The following is a 15,931-nucleotide window of genomic DNA, read 5'->3' on the forward strand; positions in this document are numbered from 1 at the left end:
CCGGTGGCGGCGTGGCCGGCGCCCTGCTCGTGGCGGACCAGGATGTGGCGCACCTTGGCCGAGTCCATCAGCGGGTCGTACGCGGGAAGGATGGCCCCGCCCGGGATGCCGAAGACGGTGTCGGCGCCCACGGCCTCCAGCGAGCGGATGAGCGACTGGGCGCCGGTCATGGTTTCGACGACGTGCTGGGGAGCGGGAGCGTGGGCGGCCGTGGTGTCCCCGCGGCGGGGGGATGCGGCGTGCTCAGTCATCTGCCTGTCTCTTCTCGGAATGTGCCGGCCCGGTGGTTTCGGGCCCCGGTGGTGCGAGGGTGGGGTCCCGGTTTCGGGCCGATCGCCGGCTCTGCCTCAATCGTCCCGCTTCCTCCCCGCGAATCGGGGCGGATCGGGCGGTCGGGGCCAGGGGTCTTGCGGTGGTGGAACAGCGTCAGTGCAACAAAAAACCCCTCGTGCCAAGGGCATGCGAGGGGTGGCGCGTCGGTCTGTCACAAGCGGGGGGTGTGAACCCGCTCAGCCGACGCGCCCGCCAAGTACGAGAATTCGGGTGCGCATGGCAACGACCCTCCTCCTGTCCGGGGGCACGTGTCAAGCAGGTGGGATGACCGTCTCGCCATGCGGACCTGGCCCTGGACCGGTCACCGCGCGGCGTTCGGGCAGGTCGGGGGCACCGTGGTGATGCACGACACGCCCCCCGCCGCCCTCCCCGCGGCCACCCGTCCGGGCCTCCGCGGCCAGGTACGCGCGCCGGGCCGAGACCGAGCCGAGCGGTCTGGGCAGCGGGTAGCCTCGGCGCACCAGCGCCCGGCGCAGCCGGGTCTCGTCCAGCGGCGGCGCGAAGGCCGAACCCTGGCCCTGCCGGCAGCCCAGCTCCTGGAGCGCGGCGACCTGGCGGGGCAGGTCCACCCCCTCGGCGCCGGTGACCAGGCCGAGGTCGTGGCCGAGCCGCAGGGCGTGCCCGGCGAGCGTGCGGCTGAGCGCGGACTCCCCGAGGTCCTGCACCAGCGTGCGGTCCAGCTTGAGGCCGTCCAGGGGCAGCCGGGCCAGCTCGCCGAGCGAACCGCTGCCGGCGCCGTAGCCGGCCAGCACGGTGGTGACCCCGAGCCGGCGCAACGCGGCCAGCCGGCGGCCGAGTTCGTCGGCGAGCGAGTCCGGGCCCATCCGGGCCACCTCGATCACCAGCTCGCCGGCCGGCAGCCGGCTGTCGCGCAGCGCCGCGGCCACCGTCTCGTACAGGCCGGGCGAGCACAGCCGCTCGGTGGAGAGCCGGACGGCGACCGGGACGGGCGCGGGGCCGCTGCGGCTGCGGCCGGACTGGCCGCGCCGGTTGGCCGCGGCCGTCACCGCCTCCTGGACCAGCCAGCGGGAGAACCGGGTGGCCGCGTCGCCGTGGTCGGCCGAGCGCAGGAACTCGGCCGGGGTGAGCAGCAGGCCGCCCGCCGAACGCCAGCGGGCCTGCGCCTCGACGCCGGTCACCGCGCCGCTGCCGAGGTCCACCACGGGCTGGTGGAGCAGGGTGAAGCCGCCCTCCCGGACGGCGGCCCGCAGCCGCTCCTCCAGTTCGGTGCGGCGCTCCAGATCGGCCCGCATCGCGGGGTTGTAGAGCACCACCCGGCCCTTGCCCTCGGACTTGGCCCGGTACATCGCGAGGTCGGCGTTGCGCATCAGCTCGTCGGTGGCCGCCCTCGGGTCGGCGGCCGGGCCGCGTTCGGGGGTGCCGAAGGCGATGCCGATGCTGGCGGCGACACCGAGTTCGGCGCCGCCGATCCAGTACGGCTCGGAGAGCGCGATCCGCAGCCGCTCGGCGAGCTCCTGGACCTGGAGCCGGCCGAGCGGGCCGCAGACCAGCGCGGCGAACTCGTCGCCGCCGAACCGGGCGACGGTGTCCCCGCAGCGGACGGCCCCCTGGAGCCGGCGGGCCGCCTGCACCAGCAGTTCGTCGCCCACCTGGTGGCCGGCCGTGTCGTTGACCGCCTTGAAGCCGTCCAGGTCGAGGAAGAGCACCGCGACCCCGGCGCCGCCCTCGCCCTGCTGGCCGCGGGCGCCGAGGGCGGCCCGCAGCCGCTGGGCGAACAGCGCCCGGTTGGGCAGGTCGGTGAGCGGGTCGTGGAAGGCGTTGTGCTGCAACTGGGCCTGGAGTATCACGCGTTCGGTCACGTCCCGGCTGTTGAGGATCAGGCCGTCACGGTGCCGGCTGACCGTCGACTCGACGTGCAGCCACTCGCCGCCGCCGGAGCTGATCCGGCACTCCACCCGGGCGGACGGCTCGGCGGTGCCCGGGGAGCGGTGGGCGGTGAGCCGGACCCTCGCCAGGTAGCGGCGGACCTCGGCGAGCACCCGGTCCACGTCCTCCGGGTGGACCAGGTCCAGCAGGTTGCCGCCGACCAGTTCCTCCGGGTCCCGCCCGTAGACGCCGAGTGCGGCCGGGGAGACGTAGGAGAGCACACCGTTGGCGCCGGCGATCATGATGACGTCGCTGGAGCCCTGCACCAGGGAGCGGAAGTGCGCCTCCTTGTGGGCGAGTTCCTGGGCGAGCGAGAGGTTGTCGAGCAGCATCACGCCCTGGCGCAGGATGAGCGCCAGGCCGACGGTGCAGGCCGCCGCGGCCACCACCCGGTCCAATTCCCGCCCGCCGAGGGCGTTGTAGAGGATCCCGGCGGTGCACACCGCGGCGGCCGCGTACGGGGTGAGCGCGCTGAAGGTGGTGGCCACCCGGCGGCGCGGCAGGCCTCCGGCCGAGGGGTGCTCGCGCAGCGGGCGGCGCCAGCGCGGCGACCACGGCGCCCAGGCCAGCAGCAGGCTGCCGGAGAACCATCCGGCGTCCAGCAGTTCGCCCGATCGGTAGCTGCTGCGCAGCTCCGGGGAGGTGAACAGGGCGTCGCACAGGACGGTGACGGCCAGCGCCACCATCGCGGTGTGCACGGCCGCCCGATTGCCGTCCCGGCCGCCGAAGCGCAGCCCGACGACCAGGCTGACCAGCAGGATGTCCAGGACCGGGTAGGCCAGGTTGAGGGCCAGCCGCAGTGGCGAGCCGACCTCGCCGGCGGCGATCCGGCCGAGCGCCAGGCTCCAGCTGAGGGTGAACAGCGAGCCGGCGATCAGCCAGCCGTCGAGCAGCAGGCAGAGCCAGCCGGCGGCCGAGCGCGGGCGCTGGGCGAGCACCAGGACACCGGTGATGGCGAGCGGGGAGAACAGCAGGAAGGCGTACTCGGCGAGCGAGTCCTGCGGCAGCGGGCTGCGGGCGACCAGTTCGTACCAGCCCCAGGTGCCGTTGCCGCAGGCCACCATGAGCGAGGAGAGGCCGAACAGCAGCCAGGCCGGGCGGGCGCGCCCGCCGGCTGTGCAGCCGTACACCAGGCAGGACAGCGCGGCCGCGAGCGCCGCCGCGGCCAGGCCGAAGTCGCCCATGAAGATGGAGAGTTGGAAGGATCCCCAGCCGGTGGCGGCGCCCAGGGCATAGGCCAGGCAGAGCGCGCCGAGGACGAGGCCGGGCAGCGTCCGACTCTCCCGGAGCCGGCTCAGCGGGCCGCGCCGGCCGGGGGCGGGCGGGCCGGCTGCGGCTGCGCCGGGCGCGGACGTGTCGGGCTCGGACGCGTCGGCGGGTGGCACGCCCGGCCGTCCGGCCCCGGGCAGCACCGTATCGGTGGAGCTCACTCGGCCTCTCCCCCTCCGGCCCGGGGCCTGGCGCCCCGGCCACGGGCCACCGGCCGCGCGCCTCTCGGTCGTACGCGGTGGCCTGGCGCCCCGTCAGGACGGAGGCCCAGGGGGTGGGCGGCCTTCCGGTCACCACACCGCACCGATGTTCCCGATCGGGACCCTACACCAAATCCGTCACTCAATGACACATGCACTCAACTTAGAGTAATGGCGAGGGGGTGGGGAAATGCACCCGATTCCGGCGGATCGGCCCGGTTGGCGGCGGCGCGCGACCAGGGGCTCACGCGGCGCGCACGGGAGCACGCGACGGCGCCCGGCCCCGGGCCGCCCGGACCGGAGACGGTCAGGAGGCCCGGCGCCGGGCGCTCGGGTCAGCGGGAGGCCCGGGGGGACAGGGCCTACGCCGGATCGTCCGGGAACAGCCGCAGCCGGTGCGCCAGCGCTGCCGCCTCACCCCGGCCGGTGACCGCGAGCTTGCCCAGGATGTTGGAAACGTGCACGCTCGCGGTCTTCGGAGAGATGTACAGCTCCTCCGCGATCTGCCGGTTGCTCCAGCCGCGCGCCAGCAACCGGAGCACGTCCCGCTCACGGGGGGTGAGGCCGAAGGACTCCCCGGCGGGCGGGGTCGCGGCCGGCCCGGCAGCCGGGCGCGCGGCCGCCACCGGGGTCAGCGTCAGCCCGGCCCGCTCGGCCAGGCCCGCGACCTCCGCCAGCAGCGGACGGTCGCCCCGGACGGTGGCCAGTTCCCGCGCCTCGCGCAGCAGTTCGGCCCCGGCCTCGCGCCGCCCGGCCAGCACCTCGGCCTCGCCGGCCCGCAGCAGGGCGACCGCCAGCGGGTACGGCAGCCCGGTCGGCCGCAGCGCGGCGACCACGGCGGCCCACTGCTCCGGGGTGTCGGCGGCCTCGGCGCGGGCCAGTTCGCCCTCCAGCAGCCGGGCCCAGCCGTGGTGCATCGGCGCCCGCGGCCGCAGCCGGGCCGCCCGCGCGGCGATCGCGGCCAGTGCCTCGGCCCGGCCCGCCGCGGCCTCCGGCAGGCCCCGGCTGTCCGCCTCCACCGTGGCGGCCTCGACCAGCAGCGGGTACACGTCGGACTCGTGGCCGAGCCGCCCCTCCTCCGCCAGCGCGGTGAGCAGTTCCTCCCGGGCCTCCAGCGGCCGACCGGCGAGCGCGGCGATCCGCACCGCCAGCCGGCTGATCGGCACGCTGTGCTGGAGCTGGCCGACCCGGTTGGCCGACCGGGCCTGCGCCAGCATGGTCGCCGCGCCGGCCAGGTCCCCGCGCAGCAGCGCGAGGTCGCCGCGCATCCGGTCCAGGAACTCGGCGTGGGTGCCGGTCAGGCTGGTCAGCTCGCAGGCGTCGAGCACCTCGGCGGCCTCCCGGATCCGCCCCAGGTCGGTCAGCGCCTCGGCCAGGTTGCCGGTCAGGATGGTGCCGATGTTGCGCAGCAGGCCGTTGCCGTCCGCGTAGACCAGGCCCTCGCGGGCCAGCACCACCGCCTCCTCGGCCCGGCCCACCCCGCGCTGCATGCTGGCCAGGTTGTTGACGCCGCGCAGCAGCAGGTCGGGCACGCCCAGCCGGCGGGCCGCCTCGACCGCCCCGGCCAGTTCGGCCAGCCCGCCGTCGGCGTCGCCGTGCACGTCGTAGCGCAGGCCGCCGAGCGTCATCCGGGCGTGCACCTCGACGGAGTGCGCGCCGACCTCCTGGGCGATCCGGATCGCCCGCTCGGCCAGCTCGATGTGCTCGGGGCCGGGCTTCTTGAGCATCGCCACCCCGGCGCCGAGCGCGAACACCTCGGCCTGGACGGCGGACGGCGGCAGGTGGTCGACCAGCCGGTGCGCGTGCAGGATCTCCTCGTCGTCGCCGGAGCGGCGCAGATTGCCCAGCATCCGGGCCCGGTTGATCCGGAACCAGGCCGCGCGCACCGGGTGCACGGCCTCGTCGACCAGCCGCAGCCCCCGCCTGGCGAGGCTCAGGCCGCGCTCGCGGTCGCCGCAGCGCCGGGCCGCGACCACCGCCTCGGCCAGCACGTCGACCAGCTGGATCCGGTCGCAGTCCCCGTCGGCGGTGCTGTGGTCGCAGGAGCCCGGCGGGTAGGTCTCGGCCCAGTCGTACGGGCGCAGGGTGTGCGCCAGCACCTCCTCGGAGACCATGTCCCACAGTTCCAGGGCCCGTTCCAGCATGCCCAGTTGCTCGGCGAAGGCGTTGCGGCGGCGGGCCGCCCGGGCGGCGTCCAGGGCGGTCGGCAGGGCGCGGGCCGGGTCGTGCGCGTGGTACCAGTAGTTGGCCAGCCGGGCGGGCAGGGCGTCGCAGGAGACCAGCTGCGGCTGCGCCTCCACCGCGAGTGCGAACTTGCGGTTGATCCGGTGCCGTTCACCGGGCAGCAGGTCGTCCGAGACCGCCTCGCGGACCAGCGCGTGCCGGAAGCGGTAGCCCTCGCCCTCGCCGTCCGGGCGCAGGATGTTGGCGCCGACGGCCGCCCGCAGCGCCTCGATCAGCGCCTCCTCGTCGTCGTCCAGGACGGCCGCCAGCAGGGCGTGCTCGACGTGCGAGCCGCCCTCGGCGGCGATCCGCACCACCCGCTGGGCCTCCTCGACCAGGCTCTCCACCCGGACCAGCAGGATGTCGCGCAGCGAGTCGGTGAGCCCTGCGCCGCAGCCGTCCTCGAAGGCGGTGGCCAGCTCCTCGACGAAGAACGGGTTCCCCTCGGAGCGGCGGTGGATGCGGTCCACCAGCTTCCGGTCGGGGTCGGCGGTGCCGAGGATGCCGGCCAGCTGGGCGGCGACCTCGCCGCGGCCGAACCGTTCCAGCTCCAGCCGCTGGACGGTGCGCAGCCGTTCGAGCTCGGCCAGGAAGGGGCGCAGCGGGTGGCGGCGGTGCAGGTCGTCGGAGCGGTAGGTGGCGACCAGCAGCACCCGGGACCGGTGCAGGGTGCGGACCAGGAAGGCGAGCAGTTCGCGGGTGGAGCGGTCGGACCAGTGCAGGTCCTCGACGGCGAACACGAGGGTACGCTCCGCGCCGAGCCGCTCGAACAGCCTCGCGGTGTGCTCGAACAGCCGGGCCCGGCCGTACTCGTCGTTGGGTTCGCCGTCGGCCTCGCCGAACTCGGGCAGCAGCCGGGCCAGGTGCCCCTCGCTGCCGACCGCCGCGGCCTCCAGCTCGGCGCCCAGCGAGCGGTGCAGCCGGCGCAGCGCGGCGGCCAGCGGGGCGTACGGCAGGCCCTCGGCGCCGATCTCCAGGCAGCCGCCGAGCGTGGTGACCGCTCCCCCGGCGGCGGCCCGCTCCAGGAACTCCTCCAGCAGCCGGGTCTTGCCGACGCCCGCCTCGCCGCCGATCAGCACGGCCTGCGGGCTGCCGGAGCCGGCCCGGCGCAGCGCGTCGGTCAGTTCGGTGATCTCGCTGCCGCGGCCGACGAAGACGGGACTCACCGATATCTGCTGCATGGAGGCGAGCATGCCATAGCCGGAGGTGGCGGGCCGAGGGGTTATCTCCCCTGGCGAACGCCCGGAGGGGGAGGCGCTCCCCTGCTGCGCCTCCCCCTCCGAAACTCCCTCGGCACCGTCGTGGTGCCGGTCCGTCAGCATTCGCGCTGGCGCGCGGGGCGCCGCTGGAAGCGGGCGGCCACCGGACGCTGCCGCAGGCGGCGCCCCTCCTTGGCCTCCCGGACCAGGCGCTCGTGCTCGGCGCGGACGGCCAGCTCGTGGGCGTGCTGCTGGATGAGCTCGTACTCGATCACTTCGGTTCCCCCTGTGGGTTTCACTGCGTTTCGCTGTCGAGTAAGACTTTCCTCTCCCAGCGGGGGGTGCCGCATCGGAAGCCCTACCGATCTTCCGGGCCCCAGGTGCCTTAGATCGGGGCCCCGGGAACGACAAAGGCCCGGTCTTACCTCGATTTAGAGGTGAGACCGGGCCTTAGGCCTTACTTAGGTGGCCTTAGATGCCTTAGGCGCCTTAGGAAGCTCAGGCGGAGACGCCCAGCTTCCCCGGGCTGCGCCTACTGCCCCTCGACGGCGAGCCGCTCCAGGATCAGGTCCTTGACGCGGGCCGCGTCGGCCTGGCCGCGGGTGGCCTTCATGACCGCACCGACCAGCGCGCCGACCGCGGCGACCTTGCCGTCGCGGATCTTGGCGGCGATCGCCTCGTTCTCGGCGATGGCCTGGTCGACGGCCGCACCGAGCGCGGAGTCGTCCGAGACGACGGCCAGGCCGCGCTTCTCGACGACCTCGTCCGGCTCGCCCTCGCCGGCCAGCACGGCCTCGATGACCTGGCGGGCCAGCTTGTCGTTCAGCTTGCCCTCGGCGACCAGCGCGGTGACCCGGGCGACCTGCGCCGGGGTGATCGGCTGCTCGCTCAGCTCGGTGCCGGTCTCGTTGGCCCGGCGGGCCAGCTCGCCCATCCACCACTTGCGGGCCTGGTCGGCCGGGGCGCCGGCGGCGATGGTCTCCTGGATCGGCTCGACGGCGCCGGCGTTCAGCACCGACTGCATGTCCTTGTCGGACAGGCCCCACTCGGCCTGCAGCCGGGCCCGGCGTACCCGCGGCAGCTCGGGCAGGCCTGCGCGCAGCTCCTCGACCCAGGCGCGGGCGGGGGCGATCGGCACCAGGTCCGGCTCGGGGAAGTAGCGGTAGTCCTCGGCGTTGTCCTTGATCCGGCCCGAGGTGGTGCTGCCGTCCTCCTCGTGGAAGTGCCGGGTCTCCTGGATGATCGTGCCGCCGTCGGTCAGCACGGTGGCGTGCCGCTGGATCTCGAACCGGGCGGCCCGCTCCACGCTGCGCAGCGAGTTGACGTTCTTGGTCTCCGAACGGGTGCCGAAGGTCTCGGTGCCGTTGGGGCGCAGCGACAGGTTGACGTCGCAGCGCATCTGGCCCTTGTCCATCCGCGCCTCGGAGACGCCCAGCGCCTTGATCAGCTCGCGCAGCTCGGCGACGTACGCCTTGGCGACCTCGGGGGCGCGCTCGCCGGCGCCGGTGATCGGCTTGGTGACGATCTCGATCAGCGGGATGCCGGCCCGGTTGTAGTCGAGCAGCGAGTGGGTGGCGCCGTGGATGCGGCCGGTCGCGCCACCGACGTGGCTGGACTTGCCGGTGTCCTCCTCCATGTGGGCGCGCTCGATCTCCACGCGGAAGGTCGAGCCGTCCTCCAGCTGCACGTCGAGGTAGCCGTTGAAGGCGATCGGCTCGTCGTACTGCGAGGTCTGGAAGTTCTTGGGCATGTCCGGGTAGAAGTAGTTCTTCCGCGCGAACCGGCACCACTCGGCGATCTCGCAGTTCAGCGCCAGGCCGATCTTGACGGCCGACTCCACGCCGATCGCGTTGACCACCGGCAGCGAGCCGGGCAGGCCCAGGCAGGTCGGGCAGGTCTGGCTGTTCGGCTCGGCACCCAGCTCGGTCGAGCAACCGCAGAACATCTTGGTCTTGGTGCCCAGCTCGACGTGGACCTCAAGGCCCATCACCGGGTCGTACGACGCGAGAGCGTCCTCGTAGGAGACCAGGTTCATGACGCTCACAGCGTCCCCTTCACTAAAAGACTTGGGAGGTACGGGCCCGGCCGCCGCTCGCGCGGGGCCGGGCCGGGGCGCTCAGCTCAGCCCAGCAGGACGTCGTCGGAGCCGAGCTGGCGCAGCTCGCGCACCAGCAGGGCGGTACCGGTGATCAGCGCGGCGGCGCCGACCAGGGCGTTGACCAGCTTGAGGGTGTCGCTCTCCTCGCGGGCCTTGCGGACGTCCTTGACGACCGAGACCGCGCCGAAGGCGCTGGTGCCGATGGACAGCCAGAGGCCCGGCTTGCTGTGCTTGAAACCCTTCAGGGACGACGGGGCCTTGAGGGACGACGGGGCCTTGGCCTTCTCGATCTTGCTCACAGTGCCGGTGCCTCCTCCAGCAGGGTGTGCCCCCACTTGTCGTTGAGTGCGGCCTCGACGGCGCCGCCCACCCGGTACAGGCGGTCGTCCGCCATCGCGGGTGCGATGATCTGCAGGCCGACCGGGAGATTGTCCTCCGGGGCCAGACCGCAGGGCAGCGACATGGCCGCGTTGCCCGCGAGGTTCGACGGAATCGTGCAGAGGTCGGCCAGGTACATCGCCATCGGGTCGTCGGCGCGCTCGCCGATCGGGAAGGCGGTGGTCGGCGTGGTCGGCGAGACCAGCACGTCCACGCCCGCGAAGGCGGCGTCGAAGTCGCGCGAGATGAGCGTGCGGACCTTCTGGGCCGAGCCGTAGTAGGCGTCGTAGTAGCCCGAGGAGAGGGCGTAGGTGCCGAGGATGATGCGGCGCTTGACCTCGGGGCCGAAGCCGGCCTCGCGGGTCAGGGCGGTGACGTCCTCGGCCGAGCGGGAGCCGTCGTCGCCGACCCGCAGGCCGTAGCGCATCGCGTCGAAGCGGGCCAGGTTGGACGAGGCCTCGCTGGGCGCGATCAGGTAGTACGCCGGCAGCGCCAGGGTGAAGGACGGGCAGGAGACCTCGACGACCTCGGCGCCCAGCTCGCGCAGCAGCTCCACCGACTCGTTGAAGCGCTCCATCACGCCGGCCTGGTAGCCCTCGCCGGCGAACTCCTTGACCACGCCGATCCGCATGCCGCGCACGTCGCGCAGCTTGGCGGCCTCGACCACGGCCGGGACGGGCGCGTCGATCGAGGTGGAGTCCAGCGGGTCGTACCCGGCGATGGCCTCGTGCAGCAGGGCCGCGTCCAGCACGGTGCGGGCGCACGGGCCGCCCTGGTCCAGCGAGGACGAGAAGGCGACCAGGCCGTAGCGGGAGACCGAGCCGTAGGTCGGCTTGACGCCGACGGTGCCGGTGACGGCGCCGGGCTGGCGGATCGAGCCGCCGGTGTCGGTGCCGATCGCCAGCGGGGCCTCGAAGGCGGCCAGCGCGGCGGCCGAGCCACCGCCGGAGCCGCCGGGGATGCGGGAGAGGTCCCACGGGTTGCCGGTCGTGCCGTAGGCGGAGTTCTCGGTGGAGGAGCCCATCGCGAACTCGTCCATGTTGGTCTTGCCGAGGATGACCACGCCGGCGTCCTTGAGACGGGTGGTCAGCGTGGCGTCGTACGGCGGGATCCAGCCTTCGAGGATCTTGGAGCCGCAGGTGGTCGGCACGCCCTTGGTGGTGAAGACGTCCTTCAGCGCGAGCGGGACGCCGGCCAGCGGGCCCAGCTCCTCGCCCTTGGCGCGCTTCTCGTCGACGGCCTTGGCGGCGTTCAGCGCGCCCTCGGTGTCGACGTGCAGGAAGGCGTTGACCTTCTTGTCGACGGCGCCGATGCGGTCCAGGTGCGCCTGCGCCACCTCGACGGCGGACACCTCGCCCTTGGCGATGGCGGAAGCCGTCTCAGCGGCGGTGTACTTGATCAACTCGGTCATCTCGGTCAGTCCTCCCCGAGGATCTGGGGCACGCGGAAACGCTGCTCCTCGGCGGCGGGGGCGCCGGACAGCGCCTGCTCCGGGGTGAGCGACGGCCGCACCTCGTCCGCGCGCATCACGTTGGTCAGCGGGAGCGGGTGGGAGGTCGGCGGGACGTCCTGTCCGGCGACCTCGGAAACGCGGGCGACCGCGCCGATGATCACGTCGAGCTGCTCGGCGAAGTGGTCCAGCTCTTCGGGCTTCAGCTCAAGACGCGACAGCCGGGCGAGGTGGGCGACCTCCTCGCGCGTGATGCCAGGCATGCAGCGATCCTCAGGGTGAGTTCTGGTGAGGCCCGGCGCCGCGCGCAGGCGGTGCCGGGCCCGGGCAGGAGCAACCGGTCCGGTGCTCCGTCCTCGTGGTCTTTGGACCCCATCCTATGGGGCCCGGCCCGGCCACCGGCCAACGAGTAAGCGTGTGCGCCCGTCACTGCGGCCTGGTGCGGGCCCAACTCTGCGTGCCCGGCGCCTTGATCTCGATCTGCGCGGCCGACACGGGCTGGGGTGCGGGCGCGGCCTGGACCGTCTGCACGGCCTGCACGGCCTGCGGGAGCGTCGGGGGCAGCACGGGGGGCAGCACCGGCGCGATGGCCTGCTGGACCACCGGCTGGACGGCCGGCGGCAGCACCGGCTGGACCGGCAGGCCCTGGCCCCCCTGCACCGCGTGGAGCGCCGACGGCAGCCGGCCCGGCGGGGGGACCAGCCGCTCCACCGGCGGGGCGCCGGTACGGTGCACCCGCAGCCAGGCGGTGGCCTGCTCGGCCGGCAGCGCGGCCGACACCAGCCAGCCCTGGACGGCGTCCACGCCCATGCAGTGCAGCCGCTCCCAGGTCTCGTCGTCCTCGACGCCCTCGGCGACCACGGTCAGGCCCAGCGAGTGGGCGAGCTCCACCGAGCAGCGCACCACCGCCGCGTCGTGGTCGTCGATGACCATCCGGGAGACGAAGGAGCGGTCGATCTTCAGCTCGCCGACCGGCAGGCTGCGCAGCCGCACCAGCGAGGAGTGGCCGGTGCCGAAGTCGTCCAGGGACATCCCGACGCCGTAGCCGCGCAGTTCGGCGAGGGTGTCGGCGGCCCGGCGGGAGTCGTCCAGCAGCAGCCGTTCGGTGATCTCCAGCTGGAGCGCGTGGGCCGGCACCTGGTGGCGGACGAGGTGGCCGGCGACGCGCTGGGCGAAGCCGGGGTTGAGCACGTCGCGCGGGGAGACGTTGACCGCGACCTGCACCTGGAGGCCCTGCTCCCGCCAGTAGGCGAGCTGCCCGACGGCGGCCTCCAGCACGTAGTCGGTGAGCCGGGGCATCAGGCCGCTGGACTCGGCGAGCCCGACGAACTCGTCCGGCGAGACCCGGCCCTGGCCGGGGCGCTCCCAGCGCAGCAGCGCCTCCAGGCCGACCACCCGGCCGTCGAAGGCCACCTTGGGCTGGTAGTGCAGCTGCACCTCGCCGGTCTCCAGGGCCCGCCGCAGGTCGCCGAGCAGCCCTATCCGGTACGGCGTGTCGGCGTCCTGGGTCTCGTCGTACTGCGCGACGCCGCTGCAACCGCGCTGGGCGTGGCCCATCGCCACGTCGGCGCGGCGCAGCAGCGCCTCGGCGTCCTGGGCGTGCTGCGGGTAGACGCAGACGCCGGCGCTGGCCTCCAGCACGAGCAGCAGCCCGTCCAGCCGGATCGGCGCGGCGAGTTCGGCGATCAGCGCCTTGGCGACCCGCTCCAGGCTGTCCGGGCAGTTGATGCCGGGCAGCAGCACGGCGAACTCGTCGCCGCCCATCCGGGCCACCATCGGGCGGCCGCGCCGGTAGTTCCGGGGCAGGCCGGCGAAGACGTCGTCGATGGACTCCCGGGTGGCGCTGCCGGCCGGGCCTCCGGAGCGCAGCGCGCGGTGCAGCCGACGGGCGATGTGCACCAGCAGCCGGTCGCCGGCGGTGTGACCGAGGGTGTCGTTGAGCGATCGGAAACGATCGAGATCGAGCAGGATGAGACCGACGCTGTAACCTTCCGCACGCTCCGCGATCGCCTCCTGGGCAGCCATCAACAGGGCCTGACGGTTGGGCAGATCCGTCAGCGGGTCGGTCAGCTGGTCACGGGCGCGGTCGCGGGCGATCCGCCAGGCGGCGACCAGCACCGCCAGCGGCACCGCGAACAGCGGCAGCAGTTCGGGCTCGTACCGGTAGACCAGGACGGCCAGCGGGATGAGCGGCGCGGCACCGGCCAGCAGCACGCCGAGCAGCAGGACCGCACCTGCCACCCCCTGCGGCGGGCGTGTGGGCGCACCGCCGGTCGTACGATCCATAAGCCCTGTCCTCCGTCGGGCCCGCCCCGTCAGGCCGCCTTACGGTGAGGCACCGTGCCGGTACCGACAGCTGCCGGGCATGGAGCGACCCCGCGGAGCACCGGCTCAGCCGGTGCCCCCACCCCTGCTGACACTCTGTTGCGCTCCAGGGTATGCCGGGGTCCACCCGGTGGGCAGACTTTCGGACAACCGGAAACGCGCCACCGCGCCCGGGTGTCGCACAGTGACACAATGCCCGCTTTCACGGTGCGACACCCGGTGACGTTGCATCAGGACGATAACAAGACGGGTTCGGTCACGCTCCGCTCGGGTCGGCCTCCGGGGCGGCCTCGGCGGGGGCCTTCCCGACCTCGGGCAGGCCGAGGTGGGCGCGGGCCGCGGTCGCTCCGTCGGCGAGCAGCACGGCGAAGCCGGCGTCGTCCAGGACCGGCAGCCCGAGCTGAACGGCCTTGTCGTACTTGGACCCCGGGTTGTCACCGGCCACGACAAAATCTGTCTTCTTCGATACCGAACCGGTCACCTTCGCGCCGCGCGAGGTCAGCGCCTCCTTGGCCCCGTCCCGGGTGTGCCCGGCCAGGGTGCCGGTGACCACGACGGTCAGGCCCTCCAGCGGGCGCTCCGCCTCCTCCTCGTCGGCGGGCTCCTCGGTGAAGCGGATGCCGGCCGCGCGCCACTTCTCCAGGATCCCCCGGTGCCACTCCTCCTGGTACCACTCGACGACGGAACGGGCGATGATCGGCCCGACCCCCTCGACGGCGGCCAGGTCCTCCTCGGTGGCCGAGAAGATCCGGTCGAGGTCCCGGAACTCCCGCGCCAGCTCCTGCGCCGCGACCGGCCCGACGTGCCGGATCGAGAGGCCGTTGAGGAACCGCCACAGCGGACGTTCCTTCACCCTCTCCAGATTCTCCAGCAGCACGCCCGCCGTCTTCTTGGGCTCGCCCTTCTGGTTCGCGAAGAAGGTGGCCTTCTTCTCCTTGCCGGTGCGGTCGTCCAGCTTGGGCATGCCCGTCTTCTGGTCGCGGACCAGCACCTCGATCGGCAGCAACTGCTCCATCGTCAGGCCGAAGATGTCGCCCTCGTCCCGCACCGGCGCCTCGGCCGGCTCCAGCGGCTGGGTCAGCGCGGTCGCCGCGACATAGCCCAGGCCCTCGATGTCCAGCGAGGAACGGCCGCCCAGGAAGGCGATCCGCTCGCGGATCTGCGCCGGGCAGAACTGCGCGTTGGGGCAGCGCAGATCGATGTCCCCCTCGGACATCGGGCGCAGCTCGGCCCCGCACTCGTGGCAGTGCGAGGGCATCACGAACTCCTGCTCGGTGCCGTCCCGCAGGCTCTCCACCGGGCCGAGGATCTCCGGGATGACGTCGCCGGCCTTGCGCAGCACGATGGTGTCGCCGAGCAGCACGCCCTTGGCCTTGACGACCTGCTGGTTGTGCAGCGTCGCGTACTGCACCATCGAGCCGGCCACCTTCACCGGCTCGGCCAGCACCGCGTACGGGGTGGCCCGGCCGGTGCGGCCGATGCCGACCTTGATCGCGGCCAGCCTGCCGGTGACCTCCTCCGGCGGGTACTTCCAGGCGATCGCCCAGCGCGGCGACTTGGAGGTGGAACCGAGCCGCCCTTGCAGGGCGATCTCGTCCACCTTGACCACGACGCCGTCGATCTCGTGCTCGACCGAGTGCCGCTGCTCGCCGAAGTGCCCGATGAACGCCCGCACCTCGTCGAGCGTCCCGACCACCTTGTTGTGCCGGGCCGTCGGCAGGCCCCACGCGCGCAGCAGGTCGTAGGCGTGCGACTGGCAGTCGATGTCGAAGCCGACCCGGGCGCCGATGCCGTGCACCACCATGTGCAGCGGACGGGACGCGGTGACCAGCGGGTCCTTCTGGCGCAGCGAACCGGCGGCGGCGTTGCGCGGGTTGGCGAACAGGTGGAGCAGCGCCTGCGGACGCCTGCCCTCCTTGGCGCGCTCCTCGTTCTCCGCCCGGCGGCGCTCGTTCTCCGCCGCCAGCGAGGCGTTCAGTTCCTCGAAGGCCTCGGTGGGCAGGTAGACCTCGCCGCGGATCTCGACCAGCTCGGGCAGGTCGTCGCCGGTGAGCTGCTGCGGGATCTCCTTGATGGTGCGGACGTTGGCGGTGATGTCCTCGCCGACCCGGCCGGTGCCCCGGGTCGCGGCCAGGACCAACTGGCCGCGCTCGTAGGTGAGGTTGACGGCCAGGCCGTCCACCTTGAGCTCGCACAGGTAGTGGTAGTCGATGCCGTCCAGCTCGCGGGCGACCCGGTCCGCCCAGGCCGCCAGCTCCTCGTCGTCCATGGCGTTGTCGAGGCTGAGCAGCCGCTCGCGGTGCTCGACCTTGGTGAAGCCCTCCGCGACGTCGCCGCCGACCTCCTGCGTCGGCGAGTCCGGCGTCACCAGGGCCGGGTGCGCGGCCTCGACCGCCTCCAGCTCGCGCATCAGGACGTCGAACTCGGCGTCGCTGACGACCGGGGCGTCCTGCACGTAGTACCGGGCGCGGTGCTCGGTGATCTCCACGACCAGCTCGGCATGCCGCCTGCGCACCTCCGCAGGGACGTCCTCCCAGCCCTCGACAGCCACCACCGCAAGCCCTCCTAC

At 73.6% G+C, this 15,931-nt stretch carries 9 protein-coding genes and 1 pseudogene; all 10 read right to left on the minus strand.

Annotation, left to right across the window (positions count from 1 at the left end):
- A partial coding sequence (locus ACFWPT_RS24815; RefSeq protein ID WP_380484350.1) for a thiamine pyrophosphate-binding protein occupies nucleotides 1-251 on the minus strand: 251 nt, incomplete at its 3' end.
- A gap of 333 nt (nucleotides 252-584) precedes the next feature.
- On the minus strand, nucleotides 585-3,518 hold the full coding sequence (locus ACFWPT_RS24820; RefSeq protein ID WP_380484394.1) for a putative bifunctional diguanylate cyclase/phosphodiesterase: 2,934 nt from the start codon (nucleotides 3,516-3,518) through the stop codon (nucleotides 585-587).
- Nucleotides 3,519-4,051: 533 nt separating this feature from the next.
- Entirely contained in the window at nucleotides 4,052-7,093 is a 3,042-nt protein-coding gene (locus tag ACFWPT_RS24825) for a helix-turn-helix transcriptional regulator (protein WP_380344966.1), read from the minus strand.
- Between the two features lie 134 nt (nucleotides 7,094-7,227).
- Nucleotides 7,228-7,386 (minus strand): hypothetical protein, encoded by a 159-nt coding sequence (locus ACFWPT_RS24830; protein ID WP_159398431.1) that lies wholly within the window; start codon nucleotides 7,384-7,386, stop codon nucleotides 7,228-7,230.
- A 257-nt stretch (nucleotides 7,387-7,643) separates the two neighbouring features.
- Nucleotides 7,644-9,155: an Asp-tRNA(Asn)/Glu-tRNA(Gln) amidotransferase subunit GatB gene (gene gatB, locus ACFWPT_RS24835; RefSeq protein WP_380484353.1), complete on the minus strand. Its 1,512-nt coding sequence runs from the start codon at nucleotides 9,153-9,155 to the stop codon at nucleotides 7,644-7,646.
- 77 nt (nucleotides 9,156-9,232) lie between these two features.
- Nucleotides 9,233-9,508 carry a hypothetical protein gene (locus tag ACFWPT_RS24840; protein ID WP_350884604.1) on the minus strand — a complete coding sequence of 92 codons (276 nt, stop codon included), beginning with the start codon at nucleotides 9,506-9,508 and terminating at the stop codon, nucleotides 9,233-9,235.
- Entirely contained in the window at nucleotides 9,505-10,998 is a 1,494-nt protein-coding gene (gatA, locus tag ACFWPT_RS24845; protein ID WP_063347731.1) for an Asp-tRNA(Asn)/Glu-tRNA(Gln) amidotransferase subunit GatA, read from the minus strand. Before gatA ends, ACFWPT_RS24840 begins: the two co-directional genes overlap by 4 nt.
- A gap of 5 nt (nucleotides 10,999-11,003) precedes the next feature.
- Nucleotides 11,004-11,300 carry an Asp-tRNA(Asn)/Glu-tRNA(Gln) amidotransferase subunit GatC gene (gene gatC, locus ACFWPT_RS24850; RefSeq protein WP_030057414.1) on the minus strand — a complete coding sequence of 99 codons (297 nt, stop codon included), beginning with the start codon at nucleotides 11,298-11,300 and terminating at the stop codon, nucleotides 11,004-11,006.
- 472 nt (nucleotides 11,301-11,772) lie between these two features.
- Nucleotides 11,773-13,260, minus strand: a pseudogene (locus tag ACFWPT_RS24855) (putative bifunctional diguanylate cyclase/phosphodiesterase); the annotation flags it as partial.
- A gap of 358 nt (nucleotides 13,261-13,618) precedes the next feature.
- Nucleotides 13,619-15,913: an NAD-dependent DNA ligase LigA gene (ligA, locus tag ACFWPT_RS24860; RefSeq protein WP_380484396.1), complete on the minus strand. Its 2,295-nt coding sequence runs from the start codon at nucleotides 15,911-15,913 to the stop codon at nucleotides 13,619-13,621.
- Between the last annotated feature and the right edge of the window lie 18 nt (nucleotides 15,914-15,931).

Source organism: Kitasatospora sp. NPDC058478, assembly GCF_042720345.1.
GTDB lineage: Bacteria > Actinomycetota > Actinomycetes > Streptomycetales > Streptomycetaceae > Kitasatospora.

Excerpts from the sequence above, each read along its gene's own strand:
- ACFWPT_RS24825 (WP_380344966.1), bottom strand. The coding sequence starts at position 7,093 with ATGCAGCAGATATCGGTGAGTCCCGTCTTCGTCGGCCGCGGCAGCGAG.
- gatA (WP_063347731.1), bottom strand. The coding sequence starts at position 10,998 with ATGACCGAGTTGATCAAGTACACCGCCGCTGAGACGGCTTCCGCCATC.
- gatC (WP_030057414.1), bottom strand. The coding sequence starts at position 11,300 with ATGCCTGGCATCACGCGCGAGGAGGTCGCCCACCTCGCCCGGCTGTCG.